Genomic DNA, 1,742 nt, shown 5'->3' on the forward strand with positions numbered 1-1,742 from the left:
AAAAAGTGAAGATGAGTTTTTAGCTTCTTTAAAAGGCGAAGGTGTTTCCAAAGAAGAATTACAGCCTATAGTGGAAGAAATTGTAAGTAATCTACCACAAAAAGATGCAGGTTTTATCACTTCTTATGAGTTGCCAAATCCTGATATAAAAGCTGAAGTTGGAACACTAATAAATTATGTTAACGAGGAAAGCTCTACTATTTATTTATGCATAAGAAATCAAGGAAAAGGTTCAGTATGGCTTGATTTGTTTTCTAAGAAAAAGTTAGCTAATGAAGAATATACAAAAATAAAATTTAAAGTCCGAACTTTATCAGGGCAATATGGTGGTTGTTTGAGTGATGTGTTATTTGCTTTTTCTAACGGCTTTGCTCATACTGTAAAACTTGATGAGAGTTTAAGCACAAATTATGATGAAGGTAATTTTATTATACAAAAAAGTGGTTTAGGTGGAACTTCTAATGCCGCACAACCACAAAGAATAGATTGTCTTTCTCAAGTATTAACTAAAGATGAAGTTTTAGGAAAAATTAAAACAACTGGTATTTATAGATCTACTCATAATATCCATCAATCTTTAATGCGTTATTTTAATTTTGACAATACTGCTGCAAGTGGTCAATCTTGGACAACTTGTAGCTTATGGAATTCAAATGGAGAGTATGAGGTAGAAATCATGCTTTTTAACGATGAAGTTCCTAATAAATTTTTTGCAAGAGGCACTGGGTATTATGGACAAGTTTATATACATAGTTTAAGTGTTGAAAAGATTATCGCAAAAGCTGATGTAATTAAAGAGATTATTCCTTATGAAGTTCAAGTTTTACCACCTTTTGGCACTGCCAAAGAAAATGAAAATCACGCTGGATATATTTTTGAAAATGCAACTCAAGCTGAGTTCAATAATCAAACAAATACAAACAATGATAAAAACAATCTTTATAAAGATTATGGGAGATATGCAAATTTGTTTTTAATTACACCAAAAGGAGAATAAATGAAACTAAAATTAACTAGAAAGTATTTAAGAAATACTTGTGTCATAGGAGAGTTTAAAGTCTTAGATGAAAAAGAAAATATTCTTTTTGAGTGTTTTTCTTTGGAAGAAGATAAAGAAGGGATTGAAAGAGAAAAAGACTTAAGAGTTCCTGCTGGAGTTTATAATCTAAAAAGACATACGCTATCTAGTTTTAATGATAAAGGCAAAAGGGTAGTAGCAGGAGTTAAAGTTTTAAATGATGATGATAGTGTTGTAAATATCTACAACGATGATGTGCCTTTTGATAGACACATTTTGTTGCATTGGGGAAACACTGACAAAGATACAGAAGGTTGTATTTTGCTAGGTTTAACTAAGAGTGATGAAAGTATAGGTCAAAGTAGACAAGCTTGTAAAAAATTATATGACTTGTTATATCAGCAAGATTTATCAAATATAAAATTAGAAATCACGAATAAATTTTAGAAAGGAGATAAAAGTTTAAGTAGGCCAAAGGTGGTATTCTAGCTCCCCTTTTTAAAGGGGAAATCAAAGCTAATAAGCCTTGACTATAATTATACAAAGTAGTATAATTATTACTAGAATTTTATGGTTCAATTTAATCACCACCTAACTGAGTGTTGATTAACACCAAAGGCGGCCACCTTTGGTGTTCCACCCTTTGAAATTATACTCAAATCTTACTTAAACTTCTAAAATAAGAAATGATAAATCTTTTATTTAAAAATACAAAGCTTTATAT

At 30.0% G+C, this 1,742-nt stretch carries 1 protein-coding gene and 1 pseudogene; both read left to right on the forward strand.

Annotation, left to right across the window (positions count from 1 at the left end; translation table 11 throughout):
• Positions 1-997 (forward strand): annotated as a pseudogene (locus L8W69_RS09075) (hypothetical protein); the annotation flags it as partial.
• Positions 998-1,465 (forward strand): DUF5675 family protein, encoded by a 468-nt coding sequence (locus L8W69_RS09080; protein ID WP_263666977.1) that lies wholly within the window; start codon positions 998-1,000, stop codon positions 1,463-1,465.
• The last annotated feature ends 277 nt before the right edge of the window (positions 1,466-1,742 follow it).

The sequence above is a fragment of the Campylobacter sp. CNRCH_2016_3089 genome, from assembly GCF_025772505.1.
GTDB classification, from domain to species: Bacteria; Campylobacterota; Campylobacteria; order Campylobacterales; family Campylobacteraceae; genus Campylobacter_D; species Campylobacter_D lari_D.

Coding starts and splice junctions, on each gene's coding strand:
- L8W69_RS09080 (WP_263666977.1), top strand. CDS start 998: ATGAAACTAAAATTAACTAGAAAGTATTTAAGAAATACTTGTGTCATA.